General features: G+C 46.3%; 19 protein-coding genes. 9 read left to right on the top strand and 10 right to left on the bottom strand.

The window, feature by feature from the left end; genetic code table 11:
- The first annotated feature begins 132 nt into the window (after positions 1-132).
- Positions 133-1971, top strand: a complete 1839-nt coding sequence (locus NAF29_RS07190) for a M2 family metallopeptidase (protein WP_251260825.1) — start codon at positions 133-135, stop codon at positions 1969-1971.
- Between the two features lie 125 nt (positions 1972-2096).
- Here NAF29_RS07190 and NAF29_RS07185 read toward each other — a convergent pair whose 3' ends face one another.
- The 3 genes from NAF29_RS07185 to argA all read right to left on the bottom strand — a co-directional run bounded on the left by NAF29_RS07185 (position 2097) and on the right by argA (position 6145).
- Positions 2097-3344 carry an amidohydrolase family protein gene (locus NAF29_RS07185; protein ID WP_251260823.1) on the bottom strand — a complete coding sequence of 416 codons (1248 nt, stop codon included), beginning with the start codon at positions 3342-3344 and terminating at the stop codon, positions 2097-2099.
- An 11-nt stretch (positions 3345-3355) separates the two neighbouring features.
- Positions 3356-4750, bottom strand: coding sequence for an amidohydrolase (locus NAF29_RS07180; protein WP_251260822.1), 1395 nt, complete (start codon positions 4748-4750; stop codon positions 3356-3358).
- Positions 4751-4825: 75 nt separating this feature from the next.
- Positions 4826-6145 (bottom strand): amino-acid N-acetyltransferase, encoded by a 1320-nt coding sequence (gene argA / locus NAF29_RS07175; protein WP_251260821.1) that lies wholly within the window; start codon positions 6143-6145, stop codon positions 4826-4828.
- Positions 6146-6409: 264 nt separating this feature from the next.
- Here argA and NAF29_RS07170 point away from each other — a divergent pair, with 264 nt between their 5' ends.
- Both NAF29_RS07170 and NAF29_RS07165 read left to right on the top strand, forming a co-directional pair.
- A complete protein-coding gene (locus tag NAF29_RS07170; protein ID WP_251260820.1) occupies positions 6410-6958 on the top strand; it encodes a DUF1415 domain-containing protein in 549 nt (182 codons plus the stop codon).
- 69 nt (positions 6959-7027) lie between these two features.
- Positions 7028-8203: a cystathionine beta-lyase gene (locus NAF29_RS07165; RefSeq protein WP_251260819.1), complete on the top strand. Its 1176-nt coding sequence runs from the start codon at positions 7028-7030 to the stop codon at positions 8201-8203.
- Positions 8204-8302: 99 nt separating this feature from the next.
- Here NAF29_RS07165 and NAF29_RS07160 read toward each other — a convergent pair whose 3' ends face one another.
- The 3 genes from NAF29_RS07160 to NAF29_RS07150 form a co-directional block, all read right to left on the bottom strand.
- Positions 8303-9625, bottom strand: a complete 1323-nt coding sequence (locus NAF29_RS07160) for a carbohydrate porin (RefSeq protein ID WP_251260818.1) — start codon at positions 9623-9625, stop codon at positions 8303-8305.
- Positions 9626-10105: 480 nt separating this feature from the next.
- Positions 10106-11383, bottom strand: a complete 1278-nt coding sequence (locus NAF29_RS07155; protein WP_285817668.1) for a CinA family nicotinamide mononucleotide deamidase-related protein — start codon at positions 11381-11383, stop codon at positions 10106-10108.
- Positions 11384-11445: 62 nt separating this feature from the next.
- Positions 11446-11907, bottom strand: coding sequence for a SixA phosphatase family protein (locus NAF29_RS07150; protein ID WP_251260814.1), 462 nt, complete (start codon positions 11905-11907; stop codon positions 11446-11448).
- A gap of 298 nt (positions 11908-12205) precedes the next feature.
- On the opposite strand from NAF29_RS07150, the gene NAF29_RS07145 reads away from it, so the two are divergent.
- Positions 12206-13162, top strand: coding sequence for a S1C family serine protease (locus NAF29_RS07145; RefSeq protein ID WP_251260813.1), 957 nt, complete (start codon positions 12206-12208; stop codon positions 13160-13162).
- Between the two features lie 47 nt (positions 13163-13209).
- Here the strand turns inward: NAF29_RS07145 and NAF29_RS07140 are convergent, their stop codons facing one another.
- A complete protein-coding gene (locus tag NAF29_RS07140) occupies positions 13210-14067 on the bottom strand; it encodes a putative RNA methyltransferase (protein ID WP_251260812.1) in 858 nt (285 codons plus the stop codon).
- Positions 14068-14196: 129 nt separating this feature from the next.
- On the opposite strand from NAF29_RS07140, the gene yciA reads away from it, so the two are divergent.
- From yciA to NAF29_RS07125, 3 genes are all read left to right on the top strand, one after another.
- Positions 14197-14595: an acyl-CoA thioester hydrolase YciA gene (gene yciA, locus NAF29_RS07135; protein WP_251260811.1), complete on the top strand. Its 399-nt coding sequence runs from the start codon at positions 14197-14199 to the stop codon at positions 14593-14595.
- Between the two features lie 159 nt (positions 14596-14754).
- Positions 14755-15213 (top strand): GNAT family N-acetyltransferase, encoded by a 459-nt coding sequence (locus tag NAF29_RS07130; protein ID WP_251260809.1) that lies wholly within the window; start codon positions 14755-14757, stop codon positions 15211-15213.
- 37 nt (positions 15214-15250) lie between these two features.
- Positions 15251-15658: a hypothetical protein gene (locus NAF29_RS07125; protein WP_251260807.1), complete on the top strand. Its 408-nt coding sequence runs from the start codon at positions 15251-15253 to the stop codon at positions 15656-15658.
- Positions 15659-15677: 19 nt separating this feature from the next.
- Here the strand turns inward: NAF29_RS07125 and NAF29_RS07120 are convergent, their stop codons facing one another.
- A complete protein-coding gene (locus tag NAF29_RS07120; protein WP_285817667.1) occupies positions 15678-16601 on the bottom strand; it encodes a tRNA-dihydrouridine synthase in 924 nt (307 codons plus the stop codon).
- 248 nt (positions 16602-16849) lie between these two features.
- Between NAF29_RS07120 and NAF29_RS07115 the strand changes: the two genes are divergently transcribed.
- Together NAF29_RS07115 and dsbB are read left to right on the top strand one after the other, a co-directional pair.
- Positions 16850-18715, top strand: a complete 1866-nt coding sequence (locus NAF29_RS07115) for a DUF5060 domain-containing protein (RefSeq protein ID WP_251260805.1) — start codon at positions 16850-16852, stop codon at positions 18713-18715.
- A gap of 136 nt (positions 18716-18851) precedes the next feature.
- Positions 18852-19373 carry a disulfide bond formation protein DsbB gene (gene dsbB / locus NAF29_RS07110; RefSeq protein ID WP_251260803.1) on the top strand — a complete coding sequence of 174 codons (522 nt, stop codon included), beginning with the start codon at positions 18852-18854 and terminating at the stop codon, positions 19371-19373.
- 119 nt (positions 19374-19492) lie between these two features.
- On the opposite strand, the gene NAF29_RS07105 is transcribed toward dsbB, so the two are convergent.
- Together NAF29_RS07105 and NAF29_RS07100 are read right to left on the bottom strand one after the other, a co-directional pair.
- Positions 19493-19948 (bottom strand): YcgN family cysteine cluster protein, encoded by a 456-nt coding sequence (locus NAF29_RS07105; RefSeq protein ID WP_349665556.1) that lies wholly within the window; start codon positions 19946-19948, stop codon positions 19493-19495.
- A gap of 20 nt (positions 19949-19968) precedes the next feature.
- Positions 19969-20970 (bottom strand): lytic murein transglycosylase, encoded by a 1002-nt coding sequence (locus NAF29_RS07100; RefSeq protein ID WP_432763232.1) that lies wholly within the window; start codon positions 20968-20970, stop codon positions 19969-19971.
- Positions 20971-20976 lie beyond the last annotated feature (6 nt).

Below are 20976 nucleotides of genomic sequence, written 5' to 3'. Positions count from 1 at the left end.
TTTTGTCTGTTTACAGCTTAATCCAAACCAATTTGATCCAGATGCCCCTCCAGCCTTTTCAACTTTCTCACCTTTGATTAGGATGACATGCGACAGATTGTTACATAACTATAAAATTATTCAGGAACTCAAATGACAGTATCAACCCGTAAAACACCCGCAGTCCTTGCTGTTGCGATTATGTTAGGGCTTGCCGCATGCGGGGAAGCTCCAAGTACAGAATCTAATACACCGGTGCAAAGCACTGTGACACGCGCAGATGCCGAACAGTTTGTAAAAGACGCAGAAGCTCAAATTGCAGAACTCAGTGTCAAAGTGGCGCGTGCAGAATGGATCTATCAAAACTTCATTACAGAAGACACCGCCGCGTTGTCGGCAGATGCTGGTGAAGAATTCTCTGCAATTACCGTTGCACTGGCCCATGACGCGGCAAAATTCGATGATTTGGAACTATCGGACGAAGTTCGTCGCAAGCTCGACAAATTGAAGCTCGCAATTGTACTACCAGCGCCACTAGATACAGCCAAAAATGCTGAATTGGCAAAAATTGTAGCCGATTTAGGCGGCATGTACGGCAAAGGTAAATACACCACTAACAGTGGCCAAGTTTTATCGCTCCCAGAAATGGGACAAATCATGGCTAAATCGCGCGATGAAGCTGAATTATTGGAGCTATGGAAAGGCTGGCGTGAAGTTTCTCCGCCGATGAAAAGCCTTTATCAACGCCAAGTTGAATTAACCAATGAAGGCGCACAAGGTTTAGGCTTTAAAGATTTGGGTCAAATGTGGCGTTCAAATTACGACATGGAACCCGATGCATTTGCGTTGGAACTCGACCGCCTTTGGGGCCAAGTCAAACCTTTGTATGACTCGCTACATTGTCATGTTCGGGCAAAGCTTGGTGAACAATACGGTGAAAATGTGGTGCCACAAAATGGCGCGATCCCAGCCCATTTAACAGGCAACATGTGGGCTCAAACATGGGGCAACATTTATGATATCGTGGGACCAGAAAGTGCCGATCCGGGATACGATTTAACCGAACAACTCGCGGTGCACAACTACGACGAAATTTCGATGGTTAAAGCTGCTGAAGGCTTCTTTACTTCATTGGGTTTCGCACAATTACCTGACACTTTCTGGCAACGTAGCTTATTTACCCAGCCAGCTGATCGTGATGTGGTTTGCCATGCATCCGCTTGGGACTTGGACAACAAAGAAGACATACGTATTAAGATGTGTATTCAGCGTACAGGTGAAGAGTTTGCTGTCATTCACCATGAGCTGGGCCACAACATCTACCAACGTGCATATATGGATCAACCCCCCATGTTTCAAGGCAGTGCTAATGATGGTTTCCATGAGGCCATCGGCGATACCATTGCGTTATCGGTTACGCCTAAGTACCTGAAGAAAATGGGCATCATCGACACTATTCCTGATGAATCAGCCGACATCGGCCTGCTGATGAAAATGGCATTAGATAAAGTCGCGTTTATTCCATTTGGCTTACTCGTTGACCAATGGCGTTGGCAAGTATTCTCAGGCCAAATCAAACCTGAAGAATACAACCAAGCATGGTGGGAACTGCGTGAAAAGTATCAAGGTGTGAAAGCTCCAGTTGCACGTACTGAAGCCAATTTCGATCCGGGGGCGAAATACCACGTACCAGGCAATACGCCTTATACACGTTATTTCCTAGCTCATATTTTACAGTTCCAGTTCCACCGTGCTCTTTGTGAAAAAGCGGGCGATATGGGCTCCATTCATCGCTGTTCCATTTACGGCAGTGACGAAGCGGGTAAAGTCATGGCTGAAGGATTGGAAATGGGAGCAAGCCGTCCTTGGCAAGAAACGCTTGAAGTCATGACGGGTTCACGAGAAATGGATGCGACTGCGATTCTGGACTATTTTGCACCGCTGCAAGAATGGTTAGATGAACAGAATGAAGATCGTCAGTGCGGTTGGTAAAGCACCTGCCGAAGCCATAAAAAGGAGGCTTTAAGAAAAATGCCAGTCAGCTTAACTGACTGGCATTAGGCCTTAGTGGCCTCCTTTTTCGTTGTTGACGTTAAGCAGCCAACCGTTTGATTTGACTATTTAAGATACGCCTTGGGCATATCAGACTTCATCATGTACCGGTCCCGCAATGCATCTTGTCGGCTTTGAGTACTCGCGTCTTTGCCATCGATCCAAAGCTTTTCAACCGCGCCTTGCAGATCCAGCGGATCATGACTCCAAAGTACTAAATCAGCGCGCTTTCCTGGTGCAATTTGACCCACATCTGTCAAACCAAACACCTCTGCTGGTGTGCTTGTGACTGCCGATAGTGCCTGTTCGAAGGTCAAGCCATTGGCAACCGCATGACCGGCTTGAAAACGCAATTGATACAGCCGGTGGTTTCGATCTCCGGACTCCGCAATGATCACATCAACACCTGCTTGTTCAAGCCTTTGTGCATTGTGTAAGCTTGCATTCAATGAATCAAAATTTGAAGGCAGAGCTGCCAATGCATTCAAAATCACAGGTACATTCGCTGCCGCTAGTTGTTCGGCAACCACCCACGATTCCATGCCGCTATTAATCACAAGCTCAACACCCAATTCTGTTTTGAGCTCAATTACCTGTAGAATATCGGCTGCTCGGTCAACGTAGATCACCAGCGGCAATTCTCCCATGGCGACTCGCTCCATCACAACGCGTTCACGTTCAGACAAATCAGATTTTGCATCTTCATCCGTCTTTTTCTTGGTGAGGTATTGCTGTAAATCTTCCAGCTGATGTCTTAATTTCGCGAGTGCGACAGCTCTGGAGTCTTCACTTGATGCCCCTAAATAGCTCACCACAGCAACGGGCTCAGAGTGAACGCTGCCTTCAAGTTCGCCACTTAAATTCACCGCTTTGAGCTGACCTGCAATCACACTATGACTGTAAGTTGGCGCCACTACATTGCGCGTAATGCCGCCTTTGCGAGCCAATGGAATCAAACTCGACTTAGGATTAAACGCTAAGCTAGGGTCAAACGCTGCGTTGGCTTTGTCGGTTCCCACATCGGCAGAGCTCGACACTGCATCCACTTCAATCAGGCCCAGTTGATTCATCGTGCCGATTAGGCCCGGCGTAACAATTGCGCCCTTAGCATCAATCACTGTATCCGCACTGCCATCGTAATCACCCACTTGAACAATTGTTCCATTTTCAAACAGCACACTACTTTGCTGCAAAACACCTTGCGCTGTTTGCGTATAAATAGTGGCATTTTTAATCAGTGTGGTCGCTGCCATTGCTGGCATCATGCTGGCTGCAACGAGGCCAGCCAATAGACCTGTTTTTATATGTCTCATGCTGGATTCTCCTATTGCTGACCTAAAAGAAAGTCACTGGTGGCTTGGTATGCAGAATCATTTCGGTCAAACACTTTGGCGCCATCAATAAATACCTGTTCGGCCTTGGCATACACACTGAACGGATTCTGATTCCAAATCACCAAATCGGCATTTTTCTGTGACTCTAAAGTCCCAGTTTTATCCTCAATACCCAAGGATTTGGCCGCATTTAATGTGAGCCATACAATGGCATCTTCTTCTTTCAAGTCGAAGCCAGATCGCTGCGCTTGATAAAGTACCTTGCCTGCTTCTTGATTTAGGCGCTGGATGTCATTTTCTGAATCCGAATGCACAATCGCGCAAGATTTTTCAACGGCATCAACCATGGCGACATTTTCCAGCACCATATCGTAGGCTTCCATTTTGAATCCCCACCAATCAGCCCATAGCGCTGCACAACTGCCGTTTTGAGCCAGCATATCGGCAATCTTGTAGGCTTCTACGCCGTGATGGAATGTTCCTGCGTGATAACCAAACTCGTTAGATAAGTCGATCATCATGGCCATTTCTTCAGCTTTGTAGCAATGATTGTGAATGAGTATATCGCCGTCGAGCACGCCCTTGAGCGTGTCCAATTGAAGGTTTCGTTCGGGCGCTTTCGGGTTCAAACCGGCTTCATAATCTGCGTCATAGCTCTGCCACGCATCTCGATATTGTTGCGCTTCAATCCATGCTTCTCGATAACCGGCCATATTGCCCATACGTGTTTGCGGTGCTTCGGTTCGAGAACCATATACTCGCTTGGGATTTTCGCCACAAGCCATTTTCAATCCATAAGGGGCTAGTGGGAATTTCATACCTTGCATCGTCACCGAAGGCACGTTTTTAAGCGTCACGCCTCGGCCACCAATCAAGTTGGCCGATCCGGGTAAGATTTGAAGCGTAGTAACACCACCAGCCCGAGCTTTGTTGAAGCCTGGGTCTTGTGGCCAAACACTGTGTTCCACCCAAACTTCAGCGGTCACAGGGTTTGTCATTTCATTGCCGTCTTGGTGCGATTCAACGCGAGGAGATGGGTATGCTCCCAAGTGACTATGCACGTCGATAATTCCGGGAGTTACCCACTTCCCCTTTGCATCAATTACTTGCACATTTTCAGGCGCTGTTAAGTCAGTGCCTACCTGGGCAATAATGCCGTCTTGAATCAACACATCTGTTTGATTCAAGCGCTCTCCAGTGCCGGTCAATACCGTGGCATTTGTAATCAAGGTGGTTTGTCGTGGCAGCACTTTATAAGTACTGGGATATGGATTTGTATTTATTTTTTGATGAGCGCTTTGTGCACCCTTTTGACTGTCTTGCGGTCCGCAAGCGCTCAGAGCTATCGCTCCGAACATGGCCGCTGATATCGGTAGTAGTCTCATAATTTTGTAATTTCTTTGTCGTGATTTAATGAGGTCTCTGCGGTTGTATCACAACTGACACAAAGCCCTCAATCATTACAAAGACATCTGCAAAATTTTAGACCGTCGCTGAAGGTTATATAGTTGCTGCTTGCTAGGCGGTAAGTCTTCAAGTTCAGCCATCACAAAACCTTGTTCAAGGAACCAGTGAATACTTGTTGTAGTGAGGGCAAATAAGCTTTCGAAGCCCATTTTTCGGGCTCGCTGAACGGCCGCTTTAAGCAGCATATCGCCTCGTTGTGCTGCTCGATAATTTGGATGAATGGCTAAACAAGCAAACTCCGCACAGTTTTGATCGGCAAATGGATAAACCGCCACACAACCAATCACTAAACCATCTCGTTCGACCACTAGGAAATGCTCAAGCTCTGTTTCCAGTTGTTCGCGCGAGCGGCGCACCAATACGCCTTGTTGCTCTAGCGGGCGAATAAGATCCAGAATCCCACCGATGTGGCTAATATCGGCTTGACTCATTTGCTCGGCACTTTCGTTTACAAATTGGGTGCCAATACCATCACGAGAAAATAGCTCTTGCAGCAATGCTCCGTCATCTTGATAGCTTACCAAGTGGCTTCGATTCACCCCGCTGCGACACGCCTTAATTGCAGCGCTAATAAAGTTACTCGCAGCGGCACATTGATGAACTTGATGGTTAGAATCCGCAATAATCGCTTCTGCATCCGATGGCAATAACTCAGCCATCACCTGCTCGGATTCATCCAGTACACCGGCGAGTTCAGAAAATCCAATGATCTTCTCGGCCTGCAAACGAATGGCAATCTGGGTAGCGATTTCTTCAGCTGTAAGGTTGAAGCTTTCACCTGTCACTGAAGCTGCAATCGGACCATGCAACACGATGTTGTTGGTATTGAGCAAATTTTCGATACACTCCACATCAATACGACGAACGCGTCCACTATGGCAATGATCAATACCATCAATCACCCCTATCGGTTGGGCAATCACAAAATTTCCCGTTACTACATTGATTTCAGAACCTTGCATAGGTGTATTGCTCAGGCTCATCGATAGCCGGGCAGTAATATCAAGCTGCATTGCGCCGGTCACTTGCTTTACCCGCTCTAGCATATCAACGTCGGTCAATCGCACACCACGATAATATGAGCAGTCAGCATTGTCTTTTTCCAACTGAGCATTAATTTGAGGGCGAGCGCCAAACACCAGTACGAGCTTGATGCCCAAGGTGTTGAGCAACGCAATATCATTCAGAATGTTTCTGAAGTTAGGATGCTGTACGGCTTCTCCCCCCACCATTACAACAAAAATTTTGCCACGGTGAGCATTTACATAGGGTGCGGAGTGGCGAACGCCACCGACCAAGTCTGTGGTACGCAAAGTTAATCGCTTGAAGTGATTACAAATTTGTTCAATATTATGCCTCGCTCGAATAGCGATGTCACCGCCTTACTTACATGAGCGCCCCGAGAAGGACAAACTGTTGAATTTCCTTGCATTTAAAACACTCAACTGTTATCCAATCAGGCTCAGTTTTAGCCATCCGACAGAAAAAATAGTCATACATTAAATGCAATTGATACACTGCCCAAAATTCAGCATGATTGATTGCTGCCCCCATTTGCTGAGGTTGCGAAACTCGCTTTGACAAACAATTTAAAGATTATCATTCAACAATGGCTTGATGATGTTGTGATCGGTCTGAACTTGTGCCCTTTTGCGGCACGCCCGCAACGCAATGGTCAAATTGAAATAGTGGTGAGCCAAGCACGTTCTGATGAAGCATTGATGATTGACCTGCAGCAACAAATGGCGCGCTTGATCGAAACCCCCGCAGCGCAATTGGAAACCACAATATTGGCTGTGCCTCACATGTTGTCGGATTTTGAGCAATACAATCAGTTTTTAGATTTGGCCGATATGTTAATTGCCCAATCGGGCTATGAGGGCGTCCTTCAGGTGGCAAGCTTTCATCCTGATTATCAATTTGCAGACACGCATCCAGATGATGCAGAAAACCTGACAAATCGAAGCCCCGTGCCTATTTTTCATTTGCTCAGAGAGCAAAGCCTTTCCGACGCAATTGAAAATTACACCGATCCCGACAAAATTCCTGAGCGCAATATTCGTCGCATGGAGCGGTTATCGCCTGAGCAAAAACAATCACTATTCCATTACTTGTTGAAACAATAGAGTTGAATCACAACTCGAATATGTTACAACCAAACAGCATTCGTAGATCTAACACAAAAGGCATGATTGATGAGTAAAACAAGCACCAAAGTCGTTTCAGCTGGCCGCAGCAAAAAGTGGACAAAAGGCGTCGTAAATCCATCGGTTATGCGTGCCTCAACCGTGGTGTTTGAATCCGTAGACGAGATGAAGAAAGCCACTCGGAAGCGCGCCCAACAAACGCTATTTTATGGTCGCCGAGGCACAGATACATCGTTTGCATTTCAAGAAGCGATGACACAGGTCGAAGGCGGATCGGGTTGCGCATTATACCCTTGTGGCACCGCAGCAATTACCAGTGCTTTGTTGTCGTTTTTAAAAACTGGCGACCACTTACTCATGGTTGATACAGCCTATGAACCAACGCGCGATTTCTGCAACAACATGCTTGCTGGACTCGGCATTGAAACCACCTATTACGATCCACTGATTGGTGCTGATATCGAATCACTTATGCGCCCCAACACACGCGTAGTGTTTACCGAATCGCCCGGCTCTAACACCATGGAGATTCAAGACGTACCGGCCATATCTGAAGTTGCCCATCGGCACAATGCCATTGTCATGCTCGATAACACGTGGGGCTCCGGGGTTCTATTTGACCCATTCGCACACGGTGTAGACATTAGTATTCAAGCCGCAACTAAGTACATTGTGGGTCATTCTGATGTCATGATCGGCACTGCAACGGCAACCGAAGCATGTTGGCCTACGTTGCGTGAGAACAGTTATTTACTGGGGCAATGTACCTCTCCCGACGATATTTATTTAGCCATGCGCGGCTTACGTACGCTTGATGTTCGTTTAAAGCAGCACGAAGCGAATGCTCTGAAAGTGGCTCAATGGCTTGAGACTCGCCCTGAAGTGGATCATGTGCGCCACCCAGCTTTCGAAACGTGCCCTGGCCATGAAATTTGGAAGCGTGACTTTACCGGCTGCAACGGTTTGTTTTCCTTTGTTCTTAATAAAGGGCATGAAGCGGCTACCACCGCAATGCTTGACGGAATGAAGCACTTTTCCATGGGGTACTCTTGGGGAGGGTTTGAAAGCCTTATTTTGGCCGTCAATGGGATTCAGCGTTTAAGAACGGCTACACAATGGAGTGCCGCAGGGCCGCTTATTCGATTGCATATTGGCCTTGAGGATGCGGATGATTTAATTGCAGATTTAGAGTCTGGATTGGAACGTTTTAACGCAGCATTGTAAGTTTGCTTCTCTTGCTCAGTGCGTAGAGAAAAAGCCAACTCATCCTGAGTTGGCTTTTTCATTGTCAAAATAACTCACCCATGGGTGCCTAGCCGGTGTTTACCACCAAGCTTCAACTTGAGCACCTACACGGATTTCGCCATCATCATCAATTTCTTTTGCTTGGTCTCCCCAAAACGAGCCGGCATACACGCGAATTGCTGGACGAGAAAACATTGAGCTACCTGCTTTGAACTCTTGCGCCACTACAAATTTATAGAGGTCTCGCGAGCTTTCATCATCAAAGTTACGAACTTTGTCATATCCCACCTCAATCGTAGTCGCCATTGTTTCGTTCCAATGGTACGAAGGGCGCGCCACAATACTGGTGCGTTTTGCCGTGTCGTGAATAATTTCGCGGGTATTCCCATCTTCATCTTTTTGGGTATAGCCTACATCACCGTTGACATCCGCCTCTTGGTAAATGGCTGAGTACCCTAACTCGATATTGCTGGCTAACGGCACCACACCCCAAGACATTAAACGAAATGACGATTCTGCACCAAACTCGTCATCTCCGTAGTTATTCCATGTCATTTGGCCACTGTGGTTAACCCATGCGGAATTGCCCATGGAGTCTTTTGCATATTGCCCAACAAACTTGTTGAAGCCGCCCAAGAAAGGCATGGTCACTTCAGCAGTCACAAAGTAGCCGTCTTCGTCACTAAAGCCCTGTGCTTCTTGCTCATTCGTTAAATCGGCAAAACCATAAATACCAACAAGCTCAAGCTTGGTATCACCCCACAATGGGATGCCTGCATAGCGAACATCAATCTTGTTACTTTGGATTTGATCTTTAAGAATTGAACCCTCTGTGTCGTGCGGGTTCTTCTGGCTCACTTCCGAAATCGTATCGTTGTTGGTCCATGCAACCGATAATTTACCCGGTCCCATATCGATGTGTTCTACACCTACTCCATAACCCGAGTTATTCAGGTAATAGAAATCTAAGAAATGAACATCTTTACGCTGGTAGTAACGCTTACCCGCCCAAAGCGTTGCTTCAGGAGCAAACTCTAAAACACCCGTTGCTTGTACGTTAAATTGGCGCAACGCCCAGTCGCCACCGCCCCAAGGGTCGTTGTTGGCATTGTGGCCCTGATAGTCATTTCCTTGATTACCAATATCAGACGACCACATGGTCTCGATTCGGAAGGTTTTACCATCTTTATTGTAGACATCTTTTGCCAAACCTAATTCAACATAGGTGTCACACTCGTCTCCCAAACGTCCAACAAAGTGACCATCGCCACCATTGCCGTAACAGTTTTGTTCACCGTTCCCTGTGGTCGATAAACCCGATCGACCATAGCCGTGAAACTCAAAAGCGACTGCGCTGAAACTGGTTGCTGCAACTGAAAGTGCAAGAAGCGTTTTCTTCATGTGTTAGCCTTTTCTGTATTATCAAAAACCTTTCACCTGTGATTTATCACATTGATAAATCACAGCTATCTTGAAAAACCGACATCTAGCCATGCTGGTTTTCTCGACAGAACTTGGCAGCACAAGAACATAAATTCAGATGTTTGCCTCGTTCGATGAAATGCATTTTGCGCTTTGTTATCTGAACCCAAGCTGAACGAATTTTTGGTTGAATACGAAGTAGACCGAACTCTTTAAAAGATATGCTGTCTCGATGCGCTCAAGGCCTTTAAAAGCCTGCTCTTCAAGCTAAAGCGATTGAAATATATACAATTTGACAATCCCACAATTTATGTGAGCTACGTCACTAACAGTTCATTTCAATTTGGACAGTTTCTGACGATTATGACGTTTGAGAAAAAAATAAAGGCAGGACATTTTACAAAAAAAGCCCCTATTCTTTGAACGAATGGGGCTGACATGTAATTTAAATGTGAACAGCTATTGGCCCTGATAAAGAATTTTTGAACCTGAATACTGAGTGAATATCGGTTGATTGGTGAGATAGCGCCGCAACATATCCAGTGCAACCGCAGTGCTAACTTTGCGCACCAATGTTCTGCCGCGGTTTGGCAGCACTAACATTTGAGAAAACACGCCATCAGGAGTTGCCAAGGCAAAGGCTACAGTACCAACAGGTTTGTCATCACTGCCTCCTTGCGGGCCTGCAATGCCAGAAGTCGCCAGAGCAAAGTCCGTTTGAGCCTTATCTCTAGCGCCCTCGGCCATCGCCTCCACAACTGGAATAGACACGGCACCATGCTCTGTAATGATTTCCTTCGGTACCCCTAAATCATCCTGTTTAGCCTGATTGCTATAGGTCACATAACCGCGTTGGAAGTATGCCGATGAACCCGCTTCTGATATCAGCCAATCAGCAACCATACCGCCAGTGCAACTTTCAGCCGTTGATAAGGTAACCCCGCGCTCTAACATTAACGCCTGAACTCTCTGCGCCATCCGCTGCTTGCCCGTTGAGAACACGAAGGGGTCCAATCGATTAGAAATAGCCTTTTCAAGCGCTTTGACGTCAGAATCAGCACAGCTCGCAGGAACTCTGAGTTTGATCTCAATCGTGGGCATAGAGCTGCGATAGCCAAGCACAGCACCTTGAGGCAGTTCAATAGGATCGAGCCAATCGGCAAGTAATGATTCACTTAAACCAAAGGTGAGCCATCGTTTGAGCTGCGGCATCGATTCATGCTGTTCAGCCACTAATGCCGGTAGAATCTGATCTTTGACCATCGTCTTAAATTCAAACGGAACACCCGGAGTAAAATATAAATCACATTGGTTATGTGAGACTTTAAAGCCGCAAGCCGTGCCTACTGGGTTATCGACCATTTCTCCAGATTCAGGAATATGCGCTTGCTTACGGTTACTTTCAGGCATCACGCGATTACGACTTGCGTAAAAATCTTCGAGTTTAGCAATCCAAACCGATAATTCCTTTAAACCTTCGTGCTTCCACTGCGCCGCTGCTTCAGCGCTTAGATCGTCAGTGGTAGGACCTAAACCGCCGTTAACAATGCACACATCTGAACGCTGAGAAGCCAGTTCAAATGCGTCAACTAATTCTTCCATTGCATCGCCAACAGTCACATGCCAACTTAATTTGAAGCCGGCATCGCTGAGCAATTCTGCTAGCCATGCAGAATTAGTATCGACGATATCTCCTGTCAGAATTTCTTCGCCAGTGCTAATTAACGCAATTTTCATCATTCCACTCACACCATTATTTGTGGCCACAGTGTAAGGGCTTCAGTCAATGAAAAAAAGTTCTATTCATATTCTTTAGGTGTTTCAAAACCCACCCATTTTGCGCCATTCAATGTCCACTCTACGTGCGCAACGGCAAGTGTAGGAAAATGATCAATCACCCCGTTGCATAGGCTGTGTATGAGTTCAAACAAGCTGGGATTGTGCCCCACAATCCAGATATTGGTATCCGTACTATGTGCTAGTAAATTCGCAATTCGGTAACTCGTACCGTAATACAAGTCAGGCACTATCTGCATTAACGCAGGATTGATATCGAGCTCAGTCATCAGCCCTTGGGCAGTGCTGTATGCCCGAACCGCAGGAGACACCCAAATCACATCGGGTTCACTATCGCGCAAAATTGCCTTTTGACTTACGCACTTTATATCGCGATAACCGCGGGTGTTGAGCGGCCGCAACAAATCATCAGTATCATGTCGCCAGCTAGATTTTGCATGACGGATAAAATGCAATTGCTTCATTGTTCAAACCTCTTTGCTGCCAAAGCTAAAGGAGCCATGGATGCTTCACCAGTCAACTCGGACCATCGACATGGCTGAATACCGCACGATGATGGCAGAAGCGCAATAAGCACATCAACAATTACACGCAAATTTGGCCTGCAATCTCTGCCCTTGAGTTGGTTTGCTCTATGTTTACTGTTATCGTCAACCTTCGTTTAACAAGCTCATAAATAGGCCGTAACTTTTGCGTATATATTCATTCATACTTATCGTTTTAACAACGTTTTCAACATCTGTCCTATCAGACCATAATCCATTGCCTGACCTATTTGAAAGCACAAGTATTCCCGTGGTGGAACTGTATGTAGATGCGCTTCCTGAGCCCGGCGAACGACCTAAAAATGGCAAGCTTGTTAAAACATTGGGGTCAGGCACGCTTATTGACACACATGGCTCTATTTTAACGGCTGGGCATGTGGTGGAGCGCGCAGCAAACATTGACATTGTGTTTAGCGACAAAATGAAAAGTAAGGGCCGAGTAGTCTGGATCGATGTTGAATCAGACGTAGCCATGATTAAAGCCGACTGGGTACCAGAATCTATTAATCCTGCAGTACTTGGCAATTCTGATGACACCCGAATTGGTGACCGAATTTTCGTCATTGGCGCACCTTACGGTATTAGTAAGACACTGACTGTTGGGCATCTTTCCGGTAAACGAACCGTACCTGCTGAAGTGAGTTCTTCTGATCCTGAGTTTTTACAGACCGATGCAGCCATTAATACCGGCAACTCAGGCGGCCCAATGTTCAATATGAAAGGCGAATTGATTGGTGTTGTCAGCCACATCATGTCACGCAGCGGCGGCAGCGATGGTTTAGGCTTTGCACTTTCGAGTAACTCTGTGCGTAAAATTGTACAAGAAGGGCCCCTGCCTTGGGCAGGAATCATTCCTTTGATGATGGACGACAAATTAGCTAACGCTGTGAATAGCCCTGTGAACTATGGCGCTTTAATCCAACAAGTGATTCCCAACTCTCTCGCTGATACGGTGGGGCTTCGCGGTGGCGATTTCCCTGTTCGTATTGGCAAGAAAACACTTCTGTTAGGCGGTGATATTATTTTGGAGTTTGGTGGTGTTGAAATGGACTCCATTGAATCGCTCCGCCATGCACGTGAAATGAGCAATAACCTGAAGTCGGGCGAAGAGCTGACCATTAAAATTTATCGTCGTGGCGAATACTCAACCATTACCATGGGACGTAAAAAGTAACCTTTAGGGTTCAAAAGAGCGGCTCCGCGCAGCTCTTTTACTCAACTCTAATCTGGCGCTTTGAGCTGATATACGCGGCACTCTACATCAATCGTCACCGAAATCCTCGGCAGAGCCAGTAGCGCTTCTTTAGCCGCTTCTGATGCGCGAAAGAAGTGTGGCGTCATCAATAGTAAGGAGGCCAATAAATGCTGGGGTATTTCTACTTTAGGCACAGTGAGCCGAGTCTCTGACACCCGCTCAAAACCAGCACTCAATGCAGGCTCAGCATTAAAAGGCTTGGTGTCATTAACCTGCTCATAAATATGCTCTCGCAACTCAATCAGATGCGCAGGGCCACCATCAAGCATCAGCAAATAACCACCGGGTTTAATACACTTGGCAAATGCTGGATATTGCGGAAACCCAAACATACACAGCATAGTGTCAATATAGTCGGGCGCAATGGGAGGGTTTCGATTGCTTGCCACCAGCCACGTGATATCCCGGTTGCGACGGCAAGCTCTTGCAACCGCCCATTTAGAAATATCGAATCCAATTAAGCGAGCAGATTGCTCCATTTTCGATAAATGTTGGCTAAGTGCATTGAGATAATACCCCTCTCCACACCCTGCATCTGCAATTACAACTTGATCTAGCGCTGCGATATTGTGGACCAGTTGTTCTATCATCAATTCAGCGATGGGTTGGTATAAACCCGCATCTAAAAAATCACTACGAGCGTTGACCATGGCTTTGCTATCACCGGGGTCGGCTGAACGTTTTTCTTGAACTGGCAGCAGGTGACAATACCCTTGGCGAGCAAGATCAAAACTATGGCCATTTGGACATACGAGTCGTCCTTGCTCCGCAATGAGCAATGTGCCATCTAATGGGCAAGTGATGCCCTTTGTGTTCATCATCATGAGACTCCAACCGAACTTTGACGGCTAGTGTAGCGATCTCTTTGAGATAGTCCAAAAGGTGATGCTCGCTTTCGAAATAGTGATATAGTTCACAATCGAGGTTTTGGTTCACACAGTAGAGGTAACAGGATGGCGCCAAACATAGACAAACCGGAAGGGAAACTCATTCTCCGCACGCTGGCAATGCCGGCCGACACCAACGCCAATGGAGATATTTTTGGCGGCTGGATCATGTCGCAGATGGATATTGCAGGTGGAATCCTTGCCAAAGAGATTGCCAAAAGCCGCACTGTTACCATTGCTGTAGACAGCATGAAGTTCATTAAATCGGTTAAGGTCGGCGATGTTGTGTGCTGTTATGGCCACATCGAGAAAATTGGAAACACTTCAATTACGCTAGGCTTAGAAGTATGGGTGGAACCTGTTTTGCGAGAAGATGAAGAACATCACTTTTTGGTGACTGAAGCTTGCTTCACTTACGTGGCCATTGACTCAAGTGGCAAAAAGCGTCAGATCCCTAAAGAATAATTTACAGGTATTTTAAGAGTAAATGTTCGAATTTTGTTCTGGTGAAGCGATATAAAAGTTAAAATACCGCTGTAGATCGCAAAGTTCAGCTTGAGCCAAATTAAAAACCCGTTACTCTTATCCGCGTTAAAGCTGCAAGTTAAATGGAATAATTACAGTATGACCTCACTTCGGTTTGAAGTTTCGGATCCTGCATCAAGCACAGCATCTAAATTACTCATGCAATTTAGAACGGAAGTGAATGAGCGTTATCCCGATGAACTCATTAAAGACATCGACATTCAAGATTTTATCGCGGTCGGTGGTGTATTCGTTATCGTTTATGTTGATGACGTCGCGCGCGGTTGCGCTGCTTTTTACCCTCTGTGTAAACGCAGCGTGGAAGTAAAACGAATGTACGTGTGCCCAGACTATCGAGGCCGAGGGATGTCGCGCCTATTGCTTGCTCATTTAGAAGACATTGCTCGCAAGCAAGGCTTTGAATGGATGAAGCTCGAAACAGGTAGACGTCAACCTGAAGCGATCGGTTTGTACCTTAGTGAGGCATATCAAGAGATCGATCCGTTTGGATCTTACGTAAACGATCCAAATAGTATATGTTTCGAAAAACCGCTCTGAGTGTTTTTTCCATACTGAAGTGAATATTTGAATTATTATGAATGCTGCTGCAAGCCTTACACTTACCATTATCACAGCCACAGCTTTAAGTTTGCTGGGTGGTTTTGTCACCGACCATACCATTGGTTACAATTTGCCTGGCTGGGTTTTTGACACCTTAGGCTTTGATCTTGGAAACCTAGTCGTAGAGCTAGTAAATTATGTACTCCCTTGGTTTTTATTGGCACTTGTAGTGACCATACCTTTGGTTGTATTTACATCGGAATTTGTGTTTTGGGGAAGCTTAGTGATTGTAGCATTCCTCATTACTATTGATGCCCTAACCACTCGCAGCTTAAGCCTCCAGTCAGATAGTTATTGGCACATTGCTCCTACTATTCTAGCTTGGGCCAGTGTCATTCCGGCGGCAAGCATCAACAATTGGTGGATTTCCAAGGTTCGCTAGCGGATGGTTCTGAATCCATTCATGGGTTAACTTTGTTGAATTGCTCCAAAAACGCCACAATTGGCGCACTTTTATTAAACGCTCGAATCTGCCTGAATAACTGGTCCGCCTCTGGATATTGCTTTTTAAGATAGGCAAGCCACTGCTTCAGTCGATTCGGGTAGTATTTACCCTTATCACCTTCTATTTCGAATTCAGAATACCTCAGTAATAGCGCAAGTACTTCATGCCAAGGCATTTCATGTTCAAGTCCACGAACAACTTGCGCAGCATTCGGTAACATCAATGCTCCCCTACCGATCATAAGGCGTCGAGTCGAACTTGCATTCATACATTGCTGTGCACTGATCGCATCAACAATATCGCCATTAGCCACCACAGGCATCGCAGCCATTTCAGATACACGTGAAATTTCATGCCAGTGTGCAGGCGGCCGATAACCTTGAGTTTTAGTCCGAGCATGGACCGTAAGCATGCTCGCACCAGCTTGGTTGATAGCATCAACCGTTTCTTCAAGCAACGATGTATCGTCCCAACCAAGCCGAATTTTAGCGCTCACCGGTTGCTCGCGGGGAACCGATTTTCGCACCGCATCAACCACTTTGAAAATGTCATTTGGTTGCTTTAGCAACGCTGCACCGCCAGAACTTTTATTCACCTGCTTTGCGGGGCAACCGAAATTTAAATCGATACCAGCAGATCCCAATTCAACCGCAACGGCGGCATTGTCTGCCATCACACTCGGCTCCTGCCCCAATAATTGCACTCGGACCGGAGTGCCGGCCTTGGTGCGTCCGTTCTGGTGCAACTCGGGACAAAAACGATAGAACACTCGGGCTGGCATGCAGCGATCAACCACACGCACAAACTCGGTGACACACAAGTCGTACCCGCCAATGTCGGTCAGCATCTCTCGCATCAGGTGATCCATCACACCTTCCATCGGGGCTAGCACGAGAAAATCGGGTATTTGGGCGTGATCTAAATTCAATGGTTGGCTTTTGAGTCGATGATGGTGGCGCTATTTTAGAGCGCAATGCGCCAAGCGCAAGTCATGAAAATTGAGTTGGCGCATAGAACATCATATGGCAATCATTTATATCTTATTTTTAGCGAATCAATCCATTGTGAGTTTTAAACCATACACACTACATTCAAATGGACGTTTTATTAATAACAAGGAAGAACGGCATGACACTTCGCAGCAAGCCATACCATTGGTTATACGCTTTTGTGCTCATAGCGTTGAGCGCATTCAGTGTTCAGTCAGTCGCAGAAACTTCAATGGAACAAACTGGAGAACTTCAGCTGTGGCACAAGATATCACTGATATTTGATGGTCCAGAAACCAGTGAACGTGCCGATTACAACCCGTTTATTCACTACCGTCTGAATATTATCTTCACGCATCCAGCCACGGGTGATCGCTTTGTGATCCCCGGCTATTTTGCCGCTGACGGCAATGCTGCCAATACCGGTGCTGAATCAGGCAACAAATGGGTAGCCCACTTTAGCCCCAACCACACCGGTTTGTGGAAATGGCAGGCAAGTTTCCGTAAAAACCGCTTCGTAGCAGTATCTGCTAAAGTCGATGCAGGCGTATCTGGCGGCTTCATGGATGGTCAACAAGGACAATTTACTGTCAGCGAAAGCAATAAGGAATTACCAGACTTTAGAGCTGCAGGACGCCTACAATACGTTAACGAACCCTACCTAAAGTTTGCCCAAAGCCAAACGTATTTTATTAAAGCCGGCCCTGATGCCCCCGAGAACTTTTTGGCTTATCAAGATTTTGATGGAACATTCCACAACGATGGGCACAAAGATGATTTAGTGAAGACCTGGGAACCACACCTAACAGATTGGAAAAAAGGCGATCCAACTTGGCAAAACGGCAAAGGTAAAGCCATTATTGGGGCGTTGAATTACCTCAATAGCAAAGGCTTAAACGCCGTCTCATTTCTGACCATGAATATTATGGGTGATGACCAAAACGTGTTTCCATACGTCGACTACAACACCTATGATCGTATGGACGTTTCAAAACTAGCTCAATGGGAAATCGTATTTGAACACGCGCAATCATTAGGCTTATTTTTGCACTTTAAAACCCAAGAAGCAGAAAACCAAGGCTTGCTTGACGGAGGTGGAACAGGCTTACAGCGTAAACTGTATTACCGAGAGCTCATGGCTCGATTTGGCCATCATCTCGCCCTGAACTGGAACCTTGGCGAAGAAAATGGTGAATGGTTCAAGAACCATCCAACTATGCCACAACACACCAATGAACGTATTGCTATGGCTCGTTATTTTTACGAAAACGACCCTTACCATCATCATCTCGTGATTCACAACGGCATAGATTACGATGACTTGTTTTCGGCCGATAGTCACTACACAGGCGCGTCAGTGCAAACTCATAAGGCTGACTTTAGTAGCGTTCATACTGCAGTAAAAAGGCTCCGTGATTGGCCGGTGATCAATGGTCGACCTTGGGCGATAGCGGTAGATGAACCCGGAGATGCGCAGCATTCATTAGTTCCCGACCGAATGAATCCTGCTCACAACAATGCTCGACAAAATGGACTTTGGGGAGCACTGATGGCTGGCGGCTGGGGAACAGAGTGGTATTTTGGCTATGCCAACGAGCATTCAGACTTAACCGCACAAGATTATCGTTCTCGAGATTTGTTTTGGGATCAAGCGCGTCATTCTATCGCCTTTTTTGATGCGCTGGACGTGCCCTTTCAGCGCGCAAAATCACACGACGAGCTCCTAAGTTCTGCAGCCGACTATGTATTAGCGGTTCCCGGGGAGTTCTACATTGTGTACCTAAAAGACGCATCGCATCAGCCAACACTGAATTTTAAAAACTTTTCCGGTGACTTTGAAATCAATTGGTTTAACCCACGAGAAGGCGGTGAAATGCAACAAGGCTCGAAGACCACCATTCAGGCTAAATGGGTCCATAAAGCCAAGTTGAATAATACGTTTAATTTGGGCTTACCGCCTTCCACCCCAAATCAAGACTGGGTTGTCGTTGTTAAACGCAAATAACTCCCCCTTAAGCCAGCTGTTTCAGCTGGCTTCTTCGGAAATTATGTAACAATCTAATTCAAATCAAAAAGCCGACTGTTCCCGCCTGCCGATAATCGCTACAATCCATCCATTAATCGACCCTAAATGGCTTTTCATGTTTCAGTCTCTGTCTGATTTCGCGTTGCATCGCGGTTCTTGGTTGCTGTTGGCCCTCTCTGCACTCGTGTTGGAGAGCACAGCATTATTCTTTCAGCATGTGATGGATCTAGCGCCCTGCGTTATGTGCATCTACGAACGTGTAGCAATGATGGGGTTGATATTTGCAGGACTTATTGGGGCCATAAACCCAAAGGTTCTCGCCCTACGTGTGGTCGGATATAGCATGTGGGCAGTGAGTGCAATTCAGGGCTTGTTGCTCTCAATTGAACATGTGGGCTACCAGTTTCCCAAAAACCCATTCATTGTGACGTGTGGCTACCAGGCGGAGTTTCCAGCTTGGGCTCGACTGGATGACTGGTTTCCTAGCTTATTCTTGCCGACCGGCATGTGTGACGAGATCACTTGGCTATTTTTAAACTTAACCATGCCTCAATGGCTGATTGTCTGTTTTGGCGTTTACTGTGCGCTGGGGCTAACCGTATTAGCAAGCCGAATCGCATACACACGCAGCGTGTGAAACTGCGCCTTAACAGGCGACAACTTATGACTTGTTGAATGACAAGTCATAAGTGCCTTGCGCAGCGGCTCGGTGACATCGCCTCAAACATCAAATCGTCCAGTCATCGGTTGTATTTGCTACTCACAATCAATCAAAGGCCAAAGTGCAATGTGATCTTCTAAGTCACCTGCGAGCGACTCGTGGATGACCTTCCCTCGGACTGACTGCCCTGCTTTGTGCATGGCTGATTTATTGCCCGTAAGCAATGGGTGCCACTCGGGTAGATCTCGTCCTTCATCCAGTCTACGGTAAGCGCATGTGGGAGGGAGCCACGAAAATGACTCTCGATTCTCAAGACTCACTTTGACACAGTCAGGGACTCGCTCAAAACGATGAACATAGTCACTGCAACTGCATTTTTTACTGTCCAACAGGTCGCATACAACATTGGTGTAGTGCAACTCTTCTGTCTCATCATCAATGAGCTTACCCAAACAGCACTTTCCACAACCATCACACAAAGATTCCCATTGCGCATCGGTCATTTCATCGAGCGAATTGTCTTTCCAAAATTGCTGCGTTGAATCAGTCACATTAAGTCTCTAAGTTCTCATCACTTGGTAAATACAGACGGATAAGCAATCCGGTCTGATAAATAACCCACTGAGGTTACGAAGTAATATGAACGATTCCATTTCATCAACACATCGTAATTACCGTATGCAAGATAAGCTCGCCCTTGCGCATCATCTGGCAATACGATTGATGCTTGAATGTCGCGAGTCGGCAAGTCGGTCATATCGAATCTGCGAACCCCCAGCTCTTGCCATTGCGCAAGCGACTTTTTGATTTTAAGCGTTGCTAATGATTCATCAAAATCTGCAGGAATTTTAACCTGGCGTCCCCAAGTTAAATCATCATTCCAGCCGGACTGCTTGAGGTAATTGGCAATAGAGGCAAATACATCAGCCTGTGTTCCCCAAATATCTTTGCGGCCATCGCCATCTTGGTCAACCGCATAGGCTAAGAATGAACTTGGCATAAATTGAGTTTGTCCCATCGCCCCGGCCCATGAACCTTTAAAGTCTTCGGGCGTAATATGGCCTTGATCTAAGATCGTTAAGGATGCAATCAGTTCTTTGCGGAAAAACTCTTCTCGGCGTCCATCGTACGCAAGTGTTGCAAGTGCAGAAACAATGTCAAAGTTACCTGTGTAGGTACCAAAATTAGTTTCGTTCCCCCACAAAGCCACAATAAAACGTGCTTGCACACCATACTGCTCAGCAATTTGGTTCAATTGTTCGTAGTTGTTTTTGTAAAGCTTACGCGCTTTATCAATCTTCCATTGAGGCACCCGTTTCGGTAGATAGGTGTCGAGCGTCTGACGTTTTTCAGGTTGGTTTCGATCTAAATTCACTGAACGCTTAATGAATTCAACGTCAGCAAAAGCCAGTTTCAACGTTTGCTCAGAAATCCCTTGAGCTAACGCATCTGATTTCACACTCTCGATGTAATCATCGAAACTTGGTTTTTCTGCTGTTTGCTGTGCCAGCGTTGCAGTCGATGCTAGCGATAAGATAATTCCGGCAAACAATGTACGAAGTTTGATCAAAATAGTGTC

This window comes from Echinimonas agarilytica (genome assembly GCF_023703465.1).
GTDB lineage: Bacteria > Pseudomonadota > Gammaproteobacteria > Enterobacterales > Neiellaceae > Echinimonas > Echinimonas agarilytica.
The sequence above is the reverse complement of the archived record's forward strand: the minus strand, read 5'-3'. Positions and strand labels throughout refer to the sequence as shown.

Excerpts from the sequence above, each read along its gene's own strand:
- NAF29_RS07115 (WP_251260805.1), top strand. The coding sequence starts at position 16,850 with ATGACACTTCGCAGCAAGCCATACCATTGGTTATACGCTTTTGTGCTC.
- dsbB (WP_251260803.1), top strand. The coding sequence starts at position 18,852 with ATGTTTCAGTCTCTGTCTGATTTCGCGTTGCATCGCGGTTCTTGGTTG.
- NAF29_RS07130 (WP_251260809.1), top strand. The coding sequence starts at position 14,755 with ATGACCTCACTTCGGTTTGAAGTTTCGGATCCTGCATCAAGCACAGCA.
- NAF29_RS07185 (WP_251260823.1), bottom strand. The coding sequence starts at position 3,344 with ATGAGACATATAAAAACAGGTCTATTGGCTGGCCTCGTTGCAGCCAGC.
- NAF29_RS07155 (WP_285817668.1), bottom strand. The coding sequence starts at position 11,383 with ATGAAAATTGCGTTAATTAGCACTGGCGAAGAAATTCTGACAGGAGAT.
- NAF29_RS07120 (WP_285817667.1), bottom strand. The coding sequence starts at position 16,601 with ATGGAAGGTGTGATGGATCACCTGATGCGAGAGATGCTGACCGACATT.
- NAF29_RS07160 (WP_251260818.1), bottom strand. The coding sequence starts at position 9,625 with ATGAAGAAAACGCTTCTTGCACTTTCAGTTGCAGCAACCAGTTTCAGC.
- NAF29_RS07140 (WP_251260812.1), bottom strand. The coding sequence starts at position 14,067 with ATGATGATGAACACAAAGGGCATCACTTGCCCATTAGATGGCACATTG.
- NAF29_RS07150 (WP_251260814.1), bottom strand. The coding sequence starts at position 11,907 with ATGAAGCAATTGCATTTTATCCGTCATGCAAAATCTAGCTGGCGACAT.
- NAF29_RS07180 (WP_251260822.1), bottom strand. The coding sequence starts at position 4,750 with ATGAGACTACTACCGATATCAGCGGCCATGTTCGGAGCGATAGCTCTG.
- NAF29_RS07190 (WP_251260825.1), top strand. The coding sequence starts at position 133 with ATGACAGTATCAACCCGTAAAACACCCGCAGTCCTTGCTGTTGCGATT.
- yciA (WP_251260811.1), top strand. The coding sequence starts at position 14,197 with ATGGCGCCAAACATAGACAAACCGGAAGGGAAACTCATTCTCCGCACG.
- NAF29_RS07165 (WP_251260819.1), top strand. The coding sequence starts at position 7,028 with ATGAGTAAAACAAGCACCAAAGTCGTTTCAGCTGGCCGCAGCAAAAAG.
- NAF29_RS07125 (WP_251260807.1), top strand. The coding sequence starts at position 15,251 with ATGAATGCTGCTGCAAGCCTTACACTTACCATTATCACAGCCACAGCT.